Origin of the sequence: Allomuricauda sp. MMSF_3307 (genome assembly GCF_030733585.1) — a bacterium.
In the GTDB taxonomy this organism is placed as follows: Bacteria; Bacteroidota; Bacteroidia; order Flavobacteriales; family Flavobacteriaceae; genus Flagellimonas.
The window spans coordinates 462,198-476,810 of record NZ_JASHIQ010000001.1; the positions used below are offsets into that span (position 1 = coordinate 462,198).

A 14,613-nucleotide genomic window follows, 5' to 3' on the forward strand; every position below is an offset into this window, starting at 1 on the left:
TCTCAGCTCTGGGGAGATACGATAATTCTCCTGGCCGCATTGGCTATCAAACCAATACTGAGCCAATAGGTGCTTAATATCACAACACTAGAATAAGCGAAATCCGCTTTAAACTTGGCAATGGCAATCATGGTATCAGAGAACATAAATAGGAGCACGGCCACCGCAATCCATACAAACGGCTTGCTCTTTTCCTTAAGGAAAAGTCCAATCCCTTGCCACGCCATAAAACAGATGACCAAAACGTAAACTCCAACAGGTACCATAAAATCGCCGAGACTCGGTTTTAACCACAGAAAAAGAGAGATGCCGATGCCATAAAGTGCCAAAAAGGAGATCCAATGAGTCTGAAAACCCTTTAGCTGCACAAAAGATGTGGCAAACAACAGATGTGCCACCAAAAAGGCTGCCAGTCCATACACGAAGTATGCGGGAAACAACAATAGAATATCTCCTAACAAACAAAACAGAAAAGCAAGGACCATCAAGGTTTTGAATTTGGATTGCCGTGTTTGGGCCGCATGCACAACCAAAGATGTCACCAAAATCGTGGTCAATGGTTTTAAGAGCATATAAGCCGAGGTATGGCCCAAAGCCTCGGTCGTAATGGCTAAAACAGCACTAACCGCTATTAAAACATTGATTGTTTTGACTAATTTGGATGCTATCGTTGCCATTCCTTAAAGGGTTTTATGCTCAATTGTGAATTATAATATGGTACCTGGCCTGTGACTTCCTCTCCCAGCCAATTCGGTTTTTCAAAACGTTCATCTTCATGCTTGAGTTCCACTTCGGCAAGCACCAAACCTTTGTTTTCACCCAAAAACTCATCCACTTCAAACAGGTGATCACCCCATGGGACTTCAAAGCGGACCTTTTCCAAAATACCCGATTCACATAAATCAATAAGGTTTGTCGCCTCCGCTGCCGTAATTTCCGTTTCCCATTCAAAACGTGTGGTTCCAGAATCGTTACTGGGTCCCTTTACGGTCAAAAATCCCTTGTCTCCCTTAATGCGAACCCTGACGGTTCGTTCTGGGTCTGTGTTCAAAAATCCCTGCACAATACGTGTTTGCGATGTCGATTGTTGCTTGAATCCATCGCTTGTGACCAAAAACTTGCGTTCTATTTCCAAATGTTCCATCAAACTAAATATACCCTAAATTTGGGTATGGATTTCGATTTTCCCTTACGAAAAATCATTCATGTGGATATGGATGCCTTTTACGCGTCGGTGGAACAGCACGACAACCCCGAGCTTAAGGGAAAGCCCCTTGCCGTTGGAGGCGGGTCCAAACGCGGGGTGGTCTCAGCAGCAAGCTACGAAGCCAGAAAATACGGGGTTAGGAGTGCCATGGCCGGCTCCATTGCCTTGCGGAACTGTCCACATCTTATTTTTGTAAAACCCCGATTTGACCGCTACAAGGAGGTATCCCTTCAAATCCGGGAAATTTTTTATGAATACACCGACTTGGTGGAACCACTTTCGTTGGATGAGGCCTATTTGGATGTAACGGAAAACAAAAAAGGGAATCCCTCCGCTACCTTGATTGCCAAGGAAATTCGCCAGAAAATCTTTGACAAAACGGGGCTGACGGCCTCGGCGGGAATCTCTATAAACAAGTTTATCGCAAAGGTGGCCAGCGATTACAACAAACCCAATGGACAAAAAACGGTCAATCCTGAAGAAGTCATTGATTTTTTGGAGCATCTTGACATTCGAAAGTTTTATGGGGTAGGGAAAGTCACCGCCGAAAAAATGTATCGCCTTGGCATTTTCACGGGGAAAGACCTCAAAGAAAAGTCACTGGAGTTCTTGGACAAACATTTTGGAAAGAGCGGCGGGCACTATTATCATGTGGTGCGTGGCATCCACAACAGCGAAGTAAAACCGCACAGGACTCCAAAGTCGGTAGGGGCGGAACGTACCTTTTCAGAGAATCTGAGCAGTGAGATATTTATGCTGGAAAAATTGGAAAATATTGCCCGCGAGTTGGAACGCAGGCTACAGAAATCGAAAATTGCGGGCAAAACGGTGACCCTAAAAATCAAGTACAGCGATTTTACGCTCCAGACCCGGAGCAAGACCTTGCCCTATTTTATCGCTAGCAAGGATTTAATTTTGGAAACCGCAAAGGAGTTGCTGTACCAATCCTCTTTGGAGAACTCCGTTCGGTTGTTGGGCATTTCCTTGGCCAACCTCAACACGGAAAAAGAAAAGGACGAGCCTAAAAAGGAGTCCGTGCTGGTGCAGCTGAAATTTGATTTTTAAAATAGGAGGCTTTCTAAGAAGTCGTTTTTAACGTCAACCTGAACTTGTTTCAGGTTCTCATGACACATTAAGCATTATCTGGTGAGATTCCGAAACTAGTTCGGAATGACGAATCAGATAAAAGTACTATTAGAAAGCCTCCGTATTCCATTAATTTTTAATATCCGATTCCACAGGCTTTACCGCAGGTTTTTTGGGGTTACCGTCCGCATCAATCTCAATGATGTTATCAAAACCAAGTTCATCCAACTTTTCGATGATTTCAGCTCTGTCGCCCACCATAAACCAGTTTACTTTGTCCGGCTGTACCACTTGGTTACTCACTTTTCGGATGTCTTCCACCGAAAGGCTTCTTACATTCTGGTCATATTTTTGGTAGTAATCATCCGGTAAATTGTAGCGCACCAAGTTTCTCACCGAACTGTTAACGGAACTATTGGTTTCCCATTGGCCAGGGAGCTTCAATACTTGATTGGTCTTTACTTTGTCCAGTTCCTCTTTTGTCGCAGGTCTGGTAGAGGTAAATTCAGCAATCTCTTTTCTGATTTCGGTTACGGACTCTGCTGTTTTGTCGGTCTGCACCGGAGCGTACACAATAAACGGACGCTCTTCTTTGGAACCTATCACAAAGCCCCCTGCTCCGTAGGACCAATGTTTGTCCTCTCTCAAATTCATATTGATTCGAGAAGTGAAATCACCTCCAAGAATATTGACCATTTGCTCCAAAGCTATTTCTGAAACATCACCATACTTTTCTGTGAGGTGTCCCGCTAGTATCACCGATTGTTGGGATTCGGGCCTGTTCATGAGATAAAGGGTGTTTTTGGAATTGGTCTTGGGCTCATTGAAGACAATCTTCGGAACGTCTCCCTTTTTCCACTTGCCCAAGGTTTTTTCCAATTTGGACTTTAGTTCTGCCATTTCCACATCACCTGTAACAATTAAAGTGGCGTTGTTCGGCTTGAACCATGTATTGTAAAAGTTCACCACATCCTGGCGTGTCAATTTAGAAACGGTTTCCTCGTATCCGGTTCCTGTGTAAGGGCTGCTGTACGGATGGTCGTCACCATACAGGTATTTGTTCATTACCCGAAGTGCCATGGAAATGGGTTGGGATTTTTCCTGTTTGATGTCGTTGAGCTGTTCCTTTTGCAAACGCTCAAATTCCTTTTCCGGAAAAACCGGGTTGAGCACCACATCCAAAAAGAGATCCAAACTGGCATCAAAACTGGGTTTTAAGGTGCTCATATATACATTGGATTCATCTTGGCTGGAGAAAGTGCTTAACGAAGCCCCCAATAATTGAAGCTGTTCATTGATCTCGAGGGCATCCATATCCTTGGTTCCTTCGTCCATCAAGTTCATAGCCAATTTTGCCGTTCCCGGAGCGGATAGATGGTCGGTTTTATATCCTGCATCGGCCACCAGGTTGATTACGATTGTGGGAACCCCTTTTCGCTGTGCCAACACCACATTTAATCCATTGGATAACTGCGTCCGCTGCAAATCGGGGAACTTGGAGCTTTTCTGCTCCGTGAGTGCGGGCAATGTACTTCGGTCTACCGGAGATTCCACAATGTCATATTCCGGGAAAGGCTTGCAGACCAAGATATGTTTTCCTTTGGTAAGCCATTTGGCCGCTGTCTTCTTCAAATCCTCCGCGGTGGCATCCTCCACATACTTTAAGGTGGTTTTGTAGTAGGAAGGGTCGCCATGGTAGGTTTGGTTGGAAGCTAAAATATCCGATACTCCCCCAAAGCCGCCAATACGCTCCAGTCCTTTGATAAAATTGGCAAAATAACTGGCCTTTACCCTTTTGAGTTCGTCCTCAGTGGGTCCTTCTTTGATGAACTTGTTGATTTCGGCTTCTAGTTCCTTTTCCAGTTTTTCTGGGTCTTCTCCTTGCTTCACATTAAGCCAAGTGATGAAATTACTCGCAATCTCACTGGAAGACTGGAAGGAAACGGCTGCGCTTGCCGATTGGTCTTGGTAGATGAATTTTTGATACAGTCTTGAATTCTTGCCACTGGTCAAAATAGCGGAAATCAAATCAAAATGAAGGTCTTCCCTAGAACCGTAGGGAGGGGTGTTCCACGCAAACAGCACCCGGGTTTCGGGCACGCGATCCTCGTAAACTTGACGGGAATCGTATTCTTTGTTGGGAATGTTCACTTCTTGCCTTTCCACGGTAGGGCCCGACGGGATATCCCCAAAATACTTGATCACTTTTTGATGGATCTCTTCGGCATCCACGTCACCAGCCACAGCCACTACTGCATTGGCCGCGCCGTAGTACGATTTGAACCATTCCTGCACATCTTCCAAAGAGGCGGCATTCAAATCTTCCATTTCCCCGATTACCGTCCAAGAATAGGGATGTCCCTTTGGATACATGGCCTTGGTCAAATAGTCCCATTGCATACCGTAGGGCTGATTTTCCCCTTGTCTTTTTTCATTTTGCACTACGCCTCGTTGCTCGTCCAGTTTGGCTTGGTCGATAGCGCCCAATAAGTGCCCCATTCTATCCGACTCCAAGAAAAGTACTTGGTCAAGAGCAGATACGGGCACATTTTGGAAATAATTGGTTCGGTCGGTATTGGTGGTACCGTTCAGGTCAGTTCCTCCAATACTTTCCAAGGCTTGGAAATAGTCGGTGTTGTAGTTTTCGCTTCCGTTGAACATTAAATGTTCAAAGAGGTGTGCAAATCCGCTTTTACCCGGCTTTTCGTTTTTGGAACCCACATGGTACCAAACGTTCACAGCGGCAATAGGCGCCTTGTGGTCTTCGTATACCAAAAGGGTCAATCCATTTTTTAAGGTGTACTTTTTGTAGTCGATGTCGATGTCATCAGCCTTGAACTGAAATTCCTGTCCATAATGGCTGACAGTAAAGAACAGGCCGAAGAAAGCGGTCAAAAGTAATCTTTTCATTTCTAGTGTTTTTAAGTTATTTGATTGATAAAATACCATACACAAGATAGGAAAATGTTTACAATCGACACCATACTAAACAGTTAGGCAGTAGAAATTAGGTGCAACTTCAATGATTTCATTGGTGGTTTCATTGTTCTACCCAATAATTCTTCATTAATTTGTGATGCCATTGACCACCATTAACTATATTCTTATTTATGCAACGAAACAAATTGCACGAGCACATCATATCCTCTGCGGGAGCGCTTTTCTATTCCCAAGGGTATAATTCAACAGGGGTCAATGAGATCATTTCAAAGTGCGATATCGCCAAAGCGACGCTCTACAGTCATTTTAAATCAAAAGAGGATATTTGTGTTGCTTACCTGAAGCAGCGCCACCATACCTTTTTGGAGAGCCTAAAGGATTATGTTGGTCAAAGAAGCAAGGGAAGGCCACAGTTATTGGCCATATTCGACTTGTTGCGGGATATGTACCTACAAGAAGATTTTCAAGGGTGCTGGGCCCTTAAAACACTGGGAGAATTGGCACCAGACCAGACGAAAATATTGGAGGTGATCCAACTTCAAAAAAAGGAATTGCTGCTATACTTGGGCGAAGTGGTCGGGGACAACATTTCCAACCTTTCCAAAGCGGAGACAGAAAAAATATCGGGCGGACTCTACCTATTGTACGAAAGTGCCGTTACGGAAAGTCATCTGTTTAAAAACGACTGGCCCATTTTTATGGCAAGGAGCATTGCCCCTTCCCTATTTAAAGAGGTTGAGCTATCCTAAAAAACGTTTTTAAAACAAAAAATGCCATATCTCGACTCGCTCGATATGGCATTTTAGTGAATGAAATGGGTTGTACCGATTAGGCTTCCACAGTTTCCAAGGGCTGTGCCACTGGAAAATCAACGGGAACCTGAGTAGTACTATGCAAATAGTTGGAGATGGTTTTATCACCCACCAATACAATGGTGTCGATCAAGTTCTCCTTGGTCCATCCAGCGGCAAAGAAACGGTCCAATGTTTCTTCGTCCGTTGCGCCTCTATTTTCAGTGATGTTTTTGGCCAAATTTGCGAGTGCATCCAACTTTTCGTCAAATGAAGCTTTCCCCGCTCTCAGTTCGAGTATTTGGTCATCTGTGAATCCGTTCATTTTTCCAATGGCAGTATGTGCGGACAAACAATAAATACAATTGTTTACCTGGCTTACCGCCAAGTTGACCACTTCTTTCTCCTTGGCTTTCAAGGAGGTTTTGCCGTTGGACAGGGTCAAATAATTACCCAAGGCATTTTCTGAATGGGCGTAGGTGGCAAATAGGTTTGGTACAAAGCCTACCGCCTTTTCCAGATTGTCAAAAATCGCCTGATTGGCTGCACTTACTTCTTCTCTTTTTGGTACGTTGATTGTGCTCATAATTGTAATTTTGAAATGATTTATTGTTGAATTAATACGTTTTTACAAAAGGTTTTTCTGCGTTACAATAAAAGTCGTGATGGTGCTTCTGCTCACAGTGGTCCGAAGCTGTTACCGTTTGTGCCACAGGTTTCTGTGAGGTTCTAAAAATTTCAATGAGATTGAAAATGGATTTTTCCATAGTTGTCATCTTTTTGCTGTTTTTTAATTACAGGGCAAAGATGCTCCGAAAAGAAGGGTAGGTGTTAGGAAGGATTTCCCGATGGCTTGACCAATTTTCCCTTAGGCCACCAAAAGGAGGTTTTCGCGATATTCCGAGGGAGTCATTTGGGTCATTTTTTTGAAGAATCGGCTAAAATGGGCTGGGTCGTTAAAACCCAGTTCAAAAGCAATTTCTTGGTTTTGTTTATCAGTGAAATTAATGAGCCGTTTGGCTTCCAATGCTATCCGTTGCAAAATGACCTGTTGGGGTGATTTTTGATTGTAAATAGAAAATAGATTGGAAAGTGTTTTGGGCGATTTATGGAGCAAATCGGCATAATCGCTCACTTTCCGCTTTGTTTTATAGTGCATATCCACCAAAAAATTAAACCTTCTGATGGTATCGATTTGGTCATTCCCCAACGTTTTTACCATCAACTGTTCCTTTGCCAACCGAGTACTCATGATAATCAATCTTTTGAGCAGCATTTGTAGCATATCACCCTGGATATTGTCTGGAGTTGAAAACTCCTCTACGAACATATCATGCAAAAGGTTGAACTTGCCCAATTGGTCCTTGGGAATGGAAATGATGGGAATATCCTGGGTTCCAAAAAACAAAATACCATTGCAGGAAACCTCGCTATCATGATCGGAGATACAGTAGAACTCCCGGTTAAAGAGTATAGCGGAAAGTGGCAACTCTGTTTCAGCATAGGAAACATGCTGTAGATAGGTGACCGTAATGATTTGGTAAGGCATCAACTCCAATTGCATCCCATCTATTTGAATTGTAATGGGTGCATTATTTCTGTTCCACAAAAACTTGATGGTTTTGGAGCTGTCGGAAAAACGTTCTTGGTCTTTTTTGATGTTATCGGTAAATCCTAAAATAGCTCCTAGTTTGGTATCTCTGTATTCGTGTCGCATAGCTTATTAGGTCGCGTTATTGACTTTTAGTCACATTTAGTGGTTTTTGCTTACAGAACATCCAAAGATTCCAAACAAAAAAAGGCGTACACTTCAGTGCACGCCTTTTTTAAAATTTTCATCCGAGAAGGCTAAAAATTGCAGCTCTCGATTTCGGTTACACGAAGTGTATTTACCATCCCCTTTTCCTTAATGGGCATGGCTGCCAAACTTACGAGCATATCGCCCACCTCCAAGAAACCTTTTTTGCAGGCTATCTGGTTTACATCCTCAATGGTTTGGTCAGTAGAGACAAACTTATCGTAGTAAAAAGCCTTTACGCCCCAAAGCAAATTGAGCTGGGTAAGTATCCTCTTGTTCGAGGTAAACACCAAAATATGGGCCGAAGGTCTCCAGGCCGAAATCTGAAATGCAGTGTACCCACTGTTGGTCAATGTGGAAATAGCCTTTGCCGAAATTTCATTGGCCATCAACGCTGCATGGTAGCATACCGATTTTGTAATGTATCGCTTGGTTCGGATGTGCGGTGGGTTCTGCGGTACTTTGATCAAGCTAGATGCCTCTACACTGGTCACGATGCTCGCCATTTTTTCAATTACCTGCACAGGATAGTTACCTACCGAGGTTTCTCCTGAAAGCATTACGGCGTCCGCCCCATCCATAACCGAGTTGGCGACATCGTTCACCTCCGCACGTGTCGGTGTAAGGCTGGTGATCATGGTTTCCATCATCTGTGTGGCGATAATTACCGGTATCCTTCCTTTTTTGGCGCTCAAAACCAATTGTTTCTGCACTAGAGGAACTTCTTGGGCGGGGATTTCCACACCCAAATCGCCACGGGCCACCATAAGTCCGTCGGAGGCCTTTACAATTTCATCGATATTTTCCAGAGCCTCTGGCTTTTCAATTTTGGAGATTACCGGGATTTTGTGCTCTGTATGCTCCTTGATCAGGTTGTGGAGGTCGTGCAAGTCTTGCGCGTGACGCACAAAGGACAACGCAATCCAATCCACATCCTGCTGGATAGCAAAAATGGCATCCTTGATGTCTTTTTTGGTAAGGGCCGGCAACGAAATATTGGTGTTGGGCAAGTTCACCCCTTTCTTTGATTTCAAAGGTCCCCCTTGAATCACTTTGGCGACCACTTCGGTCTCCCCGTTGGTTGATTTTACCTCAAATATCAATTTCCCATCATCCAAGAGAATACGCTCTCCTGCTTTCACGTCCTTGGGAAAATTCTTGTAGTTCATGTACACTCTCTCGGCTGTTCCTTCAAAAGGTTCGCCGGTCACAAAGGTAACTTCATCACCAGGGGCAACGATGGCTTCGCCTCCCATGACACCGACCCTGAGTTTGGGCCCTTGCAGGTCTGCAAGTATGGCGGTGTTGATTTCCAACTCCTCATTAAGTTCCCTGATCATTTTAATTCGCTCAGCAACATCCTCATAGGAAGCGTGGGAAAAGTTTATCCTAAAAACATCCACTCCGGCAAGGATCATTTCCCTAAGGGTTTCCTTTTTACTGGTGGCCGGACCGAGGGTTGCTACAATTTTAGTCTTCTTTCTAGTTGGCATTGTTAAAAGATTAAATTTCTTTTTGATTTTAAGTTTTGTGTGTCCAATGGGTATGCGGTGATTACCTTTCCTATTTGTTTGATGGCCCTGAGCTTTTCAGCATATATGGTTTCATCTGCTGCATCCACTTTCAAAAAATAATCCACTTCCTTTTTTTCCTTCACCAAATGGCCTATCCTTTTGGATACATTGCTCTCAAATAAGCCTATGGAAGCCATCTCTTCTTCGGTTTCGCACTTGTTGGCAATCAGTGTCCAGTACATATCGTTTATCTCATCTTCCCAGTCAAAAACGGAAAAGGCCATATTTTCATCAAAACAAAGGTCTTTCTTCATCCGTTTTAGATAAAGTCCACAATGGGAATTTATAGCATAGGCCATGGCATAATCTTCCAAATCACTGTGGATGGCAATGAGGTGAAAACTATCATCATAAAGGTCTGCCGATATCTTGTGCGTAGTTAACATGCCCATAACACGAACTGTAAATATAGGCTTATTACGAATGATTGCCTAGTCAATACAAAACAATACACTTATAAAATAAGCGAAAACGTTTGAGTTTACCATTATTTAAAGTCACTGTTTTTCTATCTTGCTCTGTAAGGCAAAGTATGCGCGTTTGGATGCCTTTTCCTCTGCCTTTTTCTTGGAAGTGGCCCTTGCTTTGGCCAACATCCGGTCGCCAATGGTAAGTTTTACGGCAAAATGTTTCAGTTCATCATTCCCTGTATCCTCGTACACATGGTAATTAAAGGACTTTTTCTCTTTTTGGCACCATTCTATCACCAAACTCTTGTAACTGATGACCTTGCCTTCCAACTGGTCGATGTCCACATAGGGCTCTATCACGCGTTCGTCGATGAACTTTTCGCAATAAGTATAGCCCCTGTCCAAATAAATGGCGCCAATCAACGCCTCGAACACATTCCCGTGGATATTTTCCCCAAAATGTTCTTTAGGGATACGGCTTTCCACATATTTTAAAAGTCCCAAATCTTTGCCCAGTTCGTTCAGGTGCTTTCGGCTGACTACCTTGGACCGCATTTTGGTCAGATATCCCTCATCCCCTTCGGGCACTTCATTGTACAGATATTTGGAAATGATGGTGCCCAACATGGAATCTCCAAGAAATTCCAACCTTTCGTAGTTGATAGGGTTTCCATCATCGTCCTTTTTGTTCATGGAACGATGCAGAAATGCCGTTTTGTAAATGGTCAGATTCTTGGGTTTAAAGCCAAGGATTCTTTTCATACCCAAAAAAAAATCCCCATCCGAGTTGGGATGGGAATTGAATATTTTGGAGGTGAGTTTCATGTTACAAAACTACCCTAATTTTTTGAATAAAAGACAGGCGTTGTGTCCTCCAAAGCCAAAAGTGTTGCTCATGGCCACCTTTACCTCCCGTTCTTGGGCCTTGTTCAAGGTCAAGTTGAGGGATGGATCTATTTGATCGTCTACCGTGCTGTGGTTAATGGTCGGGGGCACCGTATTGTGCTCCATGGCCAAAATGGAGGCAATCGCCTCAATGGCCCCGGCCGCTCCCAGCAAGTGTCCGGTCATGGACTTGGTAGAGTTAATGTTGATTTTTGGTGCATGGTCCCCAAACACTTTGGATATGGCCTTAAGTTCGGCCACATCTCCCAATGGTGTTGAAGTACCATGTGTGTTGATGGCATCTACATCCTCTGGGTTCAATCCAGCGTTCTGCAAACAGTTTTCCATTACTTTGACCACACCAATACCTTCTGGGTGAGGGGCGGTCATGTGATAAGCATCGCTCGAAAGACCTCCACCGAGCACTTCGGCATAAATCTTGGCTCCGCGTGCCTTGGCATGTTCGTACTCCTCGAGTATAAGCGCTCCGCCACCTTCGCCCAATACAAAGCCATCCCTTGTGGCATCGAAAGGTCTTGAAGCCGTTTCAGGGCTATCGTTTCTGGTGGAAAGGGCATGCATGGCATTGAATCCGCCCATACCTGCTATGGTTACCGCTGCCTCGCTACCTCCGGTAACGATAACATCGCAATGTCCCAATCGGATATAGTTGAGTGCATCGATCATAGCATTTGCTGATGAGGCACAAGCAGAAACAGTGGTATAGTTAGGACCCATAAATCCGTGTTTGATGGAAATGTTTCCCGGTGCGATGTCTGCAATCATTTTTGGGATAAAGAAAGGATTGAAGCGCGGTGTACCGTCACCTTCGGCGTAACCGATTACCTCGTTTTGGAAGGTTTCCAATCCGCCTATTCCAGCGCCCCAAACAACTCCTACCCTAAACTTGTCCACAACGTCCAGGTCAATTCCAGAGTCCGCAATGGCCTCATCCGAAGATACTAGGGCGTATTGGGCAAATCTATCTAGTTTTCTTGCCTCTTTCCTATCGAAGAAATCCATTGGGTCGTACCCTTTGAGCTCGCATGCGAACTTGGTCTTGAATTTTTCGGTATCGAAATATGTAATGGGGGCAGAACCGCTCTTACCGGTCCGTAGTCCTTCCCAATAAGCTTCCAAATTGTTACCTATGGGGGTTAACGCTCCCATACCGGTAACTACAACTCGCTTTAACTGCATTGAACTATTTTTTTACCCTTTAGACGTTAATTATAAAAAAAATTATCCATGCGATAACAACCACATGGATAATTTTTAATCTTTAGCAATATATCATATAATTACTTAGCTTCTTCTATATAGCTAATGGCCTGACCCACAGTGGCGATGTTTTCTGCTTGGTCATCTGGTATCTGAATATCAAATTCTTTCTCAAACTCCATGATAAGTTCAACAGTGTCCAAGGAATCCGCTCCTAAGTCGTTGGTAAAGCTGGCTTCCGCTACAACTTCGTTTTCATCCACACCTAGTTTATCAACGATGATAGCCTTTACTCTTGATGCAATGTCTGACATAATTATTGTGGTTTTAAAAATTTAAATCGTTGGCAAAAATATAAAACTTTGGATTAAATACACTATTTGACGATAAAATGTGACGTAAATTAAAGTTCTTAAAATACTGTACCTTACTTTAGCCATCGTAATTTAATTTAAAATCCCGTCAATTCCTAACGAATGAAACGAATTGTAATCTTTGCATCGGGCAGCGGTTCCAATGCCGAAAACATTATTTCCTTTTTTAGCGAAAAACCCCAAGCAGAGGTGGTGGCAGTGCTCACCAATAAGAGTGCCGCCAAGGTGCTCGAACGTTGTGACCGTATGGGAGTACCTGGATTTTATTTTAACAAACCCGCTTTTAGGGAATCCGATGCTGTTCTTCGCCTTTTGAAAGGTTTGGAGGCAGATCTGGTTGTTTTGGCCGGCTTTCTTTGGAAGGTTCCAACCCATCTTATCGAAGCATTTCCCAACAAAATCATCAACATCCACCCTGCTTTGTTGCCCAAATATGGCGGAAAGGGCATGTATGGAGATAGAGTGCATCAAGCTGTAAAGGAAAATCAAGAAACCGAAACGGGCATTACCATTCATTACGTTAATGAAAATTACGATGAAGGTGCCATCATCTTTCAGGCGAAAACCAAAGTTGACCCTTCAGACACTCCAGAAACCATTGCCCAGAAAGTCCATCAATTGGAATATGAGCATTTCCCAAAAGTGATAGAAAAAGTATTGTCCTAATGGCCAAGAAAAAGAAATTTTATGTGGTTTGGAAGGGAAAGCACCCGGGCATTTTTGAGTCATGGGCAGATTGCAAGGCCCAAATTGACGGCGTAAAAGGTGCGCAATACAAATCGTTCGCCACTTTTGAGGAGGCCAAAAAGGCCTTTAACGGCAATTATTTGGAATACAAAGGCAAATCCAAGGGCAAAAGCGAACTAAGTCCCGAGGAACTTTTAAAAATCGGCGAACCCAATTACAATTCCATTGCCGTAGATGCCGCTTCGAGCGGAAACCCCGGAAAGATGGAATACCGCGGTGTGGACACCAAGACCAAACGGGTTCTTTTTCATCAAGGTCCGTTTGAACAGGGAACCAGCAATGTAGGGGAGTTTTTGGCATTGGTGCACGGACTTGCCTTTCTACAACAAAAAAAGAGTGACCGCATTCTTTACTCCGATTCCCGAATCGCCATTGGTTGGGTGCGCAAGAAAAAGTGTGGCACCAAACTGGAGAAAACCGTTAAAAATGCCCAGCTTTTTGAACTGATCGAACGGGCGGAACTTTGGCTCAAAAAAAATAGGTTCAATACCCCAATTGTGAAGTGGGAAACCAAGGCTTGGGGAGAAATCCCTGCCGACTTTGGCAGAAAGTAACCTGTCTTCGTGCTGATATTTCCATTTTTTCATAATTGGAACGCCCTTTATACAAATTGGAAAGGGTAAACCGTATATTTGCACCAAAATTTAGGGAATGGGTAAATTACTGATTGTGGGAACCATGGCTTTCGATGCCATTGAAACACCGTTCGGGAAAACTGGCAGAATACTGGGAGGCGCAGGAACCTTTATAGGTTTGGCCGCTTCACAGTTTGATATTGACTCCGCCATCGTATCCGTTGTGGGTGATGACTTTCCACAATCCTACATGGATATTTTAAAGAACAAGGACATTGACCTTAGCGGCGTGGAAGTTGTGAAAGGGGGCAAAACATTTTTCTGGGAAGGAAAATATCATAACGACCTCAACTCACGGGACACTTTGGCCACCGAGCTCAATACCTTGGCCGATTTTAACCCTATTGTTCCCGACCATTATACCGATGCCGATATTGTGATGTTGGGTAACCTACATCCCAATATTCAGTTGAGTGTAATTAATCAGATGGAAAAACGACCAAAACTTATAGTTTTGGACACCATGAACTTTTGGATGGACAATACTTGGGACGATTTGATGAAGGTGATTTCCAAGATAGATGTGATTACCATTAATGACGAAGAGGCAAGACAATTGACCAACGAGTATTCCTTAGTGAAGGCTGCGGCCAAAATTCAAGAGATGGGCCCCAAATACGTAGTGATCAAAAAAGGGGAGCACGGAGCACTTTTGTTTCATAAGGAGCAAATTTTCTTTGCCCCGGCGCTTCCTTTGGAAGAGGTTTTCGATCCCACTGGAGCAGGTGATACCTTTGCCGGTGGCTTTGCAGGCTATTTGACCGAAGCAGGGAATATCTCTTTTGAGAGTATGAAAAATGCCATCATCCACGGCTCCAATTTGGCATCGTTCTGTGTGGAACGCTTTGGTACCGAACGGATGGTGGATCTAAAAAAGAGCGAGGTGGATGGTCGCCTGGCTCAGTTTAAGGAGTTGACACAGTTCAATATTGAATTAACATAAAT

The 14,613-nt window shown here is 43.8% G+C and carries 16 protein-coding genes; 5 read left to right on the forward strand and 11 right to left on the reverse strand.

All coding sequences use genetic code 11. The features are described 5' to 3' along the window. Nucleotides 1-2: 2 nt before the first annotated feature. Nucleotides 3-677 carry a lysoplasmalogenase gene (locus RBB12_RS02010; protein ID WP_306012594.1) on the reverse strand — a complete coding sequence of 225 codons (675 nt, stop codon included), beginning with the start codon at nt 675-677 and terminating at the stop codon, nt 3-5. Next, nucleotides 665-1,144 carry a CYTH domain-containing protein gene (locus RBB12_RS02015; RefSeq protein ID WP_306012595.1) on the reverse strand — a complete coding sequence of 160 codons (480 nt, stop codon included), beginning with the start codon at nt 1,142-1,144 and terminating at the stop codon, nt 665-667. Before RBB12_RS02015 ends, RBB12_RS02010 begins: the two co-directional genes overlap by 13 nt. 27 nt (nt 1,145-1,171) lie before the next feature. On the opposite strand from RBB12_RS02015, the gene dinB reads away from it, so the two are divergent. Next, nucleotides 1,172-2,272: a DNA polymerase IV gene (dinB, locus tag RBB12_RS02020; protein WP_306012596.1), complete on the forward strand. Its 1,101-nt coding sequence runs from the start codon at nt 1,172-1,174 to the stop codon at nt 2,270-2,272. Nucleotides 2,273-2,422: 150 nt separating this feature from the next. Here dinB and RBB12_RS02025 read toward each other — a convergent pair whose 3' ends face one another. Next, nucleotides 2,423-5,203, reverse strand: a complete 2,781-nt coding sequence (locus RBB12_RS02025; protein WP_306012597.1) for a M16 family metallopeptidase — start codon at nt 5,201-5,203, stop codon at nt 2,423-2,425. 200 nt (nt 5,204-5,403) lie between these two features. Between RBB12_RS02025 and RBB12_RS02030 the strand changes: the two genes are divergently transcribed. Next, entirely contained in the window at nt 5,404-5,982 is a 579-nt protein-coding gene (locus RBB12_RS02030; protein WP_306012598.1) for a TetR/AcrR family transcriptional regulator, read from the forward strand. Nucleotides 5,983-6,061: 79 nt separating this feature from the next. Here RBB12_RS02030 and RBB12_RS02035 read toward each other — a convergent pair whose 3' ends face one another. The 8 genes from RBB12_RS02035 to RBB12_RS02070 form a co-directional block, all read right to left on the reverse strand. Then, nucleotides 6,062-6,610, reverse strand: a complete 549-nt coding sequence (locus RBB12_RS02035) for a carboxymuconolactone decarboxylase family protein (protein ID WP_179383128.1) — start codon at nt 6,608-6,610, stop codon at nt 6,062-6,064. A 31-nt stretch (nt 6,611-6,641) separates the two neighbouring features. Then, a complete protein-coding gene (locus tag RBB12_RS02040; RefSeq protein ID WP_306012599.1) occupies nt 6,642-6,791 on the reverse strand; it encodes a hypothetical protein in 150 nt (49 codons plus the stop codon). Between the two features lie 101 nt (nt 6,792-6,892). Further along, nucleotides 6,893-7,741 carry a helix-turn-helix domain-containing protein gene (locus RBB12_RS02045; protein WP_306012600.1) on the reverse strand — a complete coding sequence of 283 codons (849 nt, stop codon included), beginning with the start codon at nt 7,739-7,741 and terminating at the stop codon, nt 6,893-6,895. Nucleotides 7,742-7,872: 131 nt separating this feature from the next. Beyond that, nucleotides 7,873-9,315, reverse strand: coding sequence for a pyruvate kinase (gene pyk / locus RBB12_RS02050; RefSeq protein WP_179383131.1), 1,443 nt, complete (start codon nt 9,313-9,315; stop codon nt 7,873-7,875). 2 nt (nt 9,316-9,317) lie between these two features. Beyond that, the gene (locus RBB12_RS02055; RefSeq protein ID WP_306012601.1) at nt 9,318-9,788 is read right to left on the reverse strand and encodes an IPExxxVDY family protein; all 471 of its coding nucleotides are present in this window, start codon (nt 9,786-9,788) and stop codon (nt 9,318-9,320) included. Nucleotides 9,789-9,893: 105 nt separating this feature from the next. Further along, nucleotides 9,894-10,631: a ribonuclease III gene (gene rnc, locus RBB12_RS02060; RefSeq protein ID WP_179383133.1), complete on the reverse strand. Its 738-nt coding sequence runs from the start codon at nt 10,629-10,631 to the stop codon at nt 9,894-9,896. Nucleotides 10,632-10,640: 9 nt separating this feature from the next. Beyond that, nucleotides 10,641-11,891 carry a beta-ketoacyl-ACP synthase II gene (fabF, locus tag RBB12_RS02065; protein WP_293280966.1) on the reverse strand — a complete coding sequence of 417 codons (1,251 nt, stop codon included), beginning with the start codon at nt 11,889-11,891 and terminating at the stop codon, nt 10,641-10,643. A gap of 101 nt (nt 11,892-11,992) precedes the next feature. After that, complete coding sequence (locus tag RBB12_RS02070; protein ID WP_009778413.1) at nt 11,993-12,226, reverse strand: acyl carrier protein; 234 nt, start codon at nt 12,224-12,226, stop codon at nt 11,993-11,995. A 162-nt stretch (nt 12,227-12,388) separates the two neighbouring features. Between RBB12_RS02070 and purN the strand changes: the two genes are divergently transcribed. From purN to RBB12_RS02085, 3 genes are all read left to right on the forward strand, one after another. After that, a complete protein-coding gene (gene purN, locus RBB12_RS02075; protein WP_306012602.1) occupies nt 12,389-12,952 on the forward strand; it encodes a phosphoribosylglycinamide formyltransferase in 564 nt (187 codons plus the stop codon). Then, nucleotides 12,952-13,587 carry a viroplasmin family protein gene (locus RBB12_RS02080; protein WP_179383136.1) on the forward strand — a complete coding sequence of 212 codons (636 nt, stop codon included), beginning with the start codon at nt 12,952-12,954 and terminating at the stop codon, nt 13,585-13,587. The genes purN and RBB12_RS02080 overlap by 1 nt, the downstream gene beginning before the upstream one ends. 97 nt (nt 13,588-13,684) lie before the next feature. Next, nucleotides 13,685-14,611, forward strand: coding sequence for a PfkB family carbohydrate kinase (locus RBB12_RS02085; protein WP_306012603.1), 927 nt, complete (start codon nt 13,685-13,687; stop codon nt 14,609-14,611). The last annotated feature ends 2 nt before the right edge of the window (nt 14,612-14,613 follow it).

Coding starts and splice junctions, on each gene's coding strand:
- RBB12_RS02010 (WP_306012594.1), bottom strand. CDS start 677: ATGGCAACGATAGCATCCAAATTAGTCAAAACAATCAATGTTTTAATA.
- pyk (WP_179383131.1), bottom strand. CDS start 9,315: ATGCCAACTAGAAAGAAGACTAAAATTGTAGCAACCCTCGGTCCGGCC.
- RBB12_RS02040 (WP_306012599.1), bottom strand. CDS start 6,791: ATGGAAAAATCCATTTTCAATCTCATTGAAATTTTTAGAACCTCACAG.
- fabF (WP_293280966.1), bottom strand. CDS start 11,891: ATGCAGTTAAAGCGAGTTGTAGTTACCGGTATGGGAGCGTTAACCCCC.
- rnc (WP_179383133.1), bottom strand. CDS start 10,631: ATGAAACTCACCTCCAAAATATTCAATTCCCATCCCAACTCGGATGGG.
- RBB12_RS02085 (WP_306012603.1), top strand. CDS start 13,685: ATGGGTAAATTACTGATTGTGGGAACCATGGCTTTCGATGCCATTGAA.
- purN (WP_306012602.1), top strand. CDS start 12,389: ATGAAACGAATTGTAATCTTTGCATCGGGCAGCGGTTCCAATGCCGAA.
- RBB12_RS02055 (WP_306012601.1), bottom strand. CDS start 9,788: ATGGGCATGTTAACTACGCACAAGATATCGGCAGACCTTTATGATGAT.
- RBB12_RS02025 (WP_306012597.1), bottom strand. CDS start 5,203: ATGAAAAGATTACTTTTGACCGCTTTCTTCGGCCTGTTCTTTACTGTC.
- dinB (WP_306012596.1), top strand. CDS start 1,172: ATGGATTTCGATTTTCCCTTACGAAAAATCATTCATGTGGATATGGAT.
- RBB12_RS02070 (WP_009778413.1), bottom strand. CDS start 12,226: ATGTCAGACATTGCATCAAGAGTAAAGGCTATCATCGTTGATAAACTA.
- RBB12_RS02045 (WP_306012600.1), bottom strand. CDS start 7,741: ATGCGACACGAATACAGAGATACCAAACTAGGAGCTATTTTAGGATTT.
- RBB12_RS02030 (WP_306012598.1), top strand. CDS start 5,404: ATGCAACGAAACAAATTGCACGAGCACATCATATCCTCTGCGGGAGCG.
- RBB12_RS02080 (WP_179383136.1), top strand. CDS start 12,952: ATGGCCAAGAAAAAGAAATTTTATGTGGTTTGGAAGGGAAAGCACCCG.
- RBB12_RS02035 (WP_179383128.1), bottom strand. CDS start 6,610: ATGAGCACAATCAACGTACCAAAAAGAGAAGAAGTAAGTGCAGCCAAT.
- RBB12_RS02015 (WP_306012595.1), bottom strand. CDS start 1,144: ATGGAACATTTGGAAATAGAACGCAAGTTTTTGGTCACAAGCGATGGA.